At 49.8% G+C, this 492-nt stretch carries 1 pseudogene; it reads right to left on the reverse strand.

The features are described from left to right. Nucleotides 1-279 (reverse strand): annotated as a pseudogene (locus A3751_RS01745) (NADP-dependent oxidoreductase); the annotation flags it as partial. Nucleotides 280-492: the final 213 nt, after the last annotated feature.

Raw genomic sequence — 492 nt, forward strand, 5'->3', positions numbered from 1 at the left:
GCGATCACCCACTTCAAACTTTGAGTTTTCGCTCGCGATCACCTCACCAACGCCCGAGCTACGCATGACCGTGCCAAGCTCGACAGGCGGGATATAACTCTCGGTGTCTGCGCTCATCCACCCAAACATAGCGGGATCTAGCGACATATGTGTTTGCTTGATTAGGATTTGACCTTGGCCGAGCGTCGGCACGTGTTTTTCAACAACCTCAAATACATCGGCAGTGAGCGGGCCCGGTTTAGGACGTTTGACTAAGTTTATTGCGGTATATGTCGTCATGTTCTGCGCCTATGTATTGATCAAAAATAAGTGTGTTTAGCGATAAGGCGTTTATCACGCCGCGTTATCGGTTTACGCTTAGTGCGCTTCGTCCCAGTTGTCGCCAATTCCGGCTTCAACAATCAGCGGTACATCGAGCTTTGCTGCATCCATCATTTCTTTTTCAAGCAGTGCTGCAACTTGCTCAACGTCTGGCTCGGCAACTTCGACAAT

Source organism: Oleiphilus sp. HI0080, from assembly GCF_001635135.1.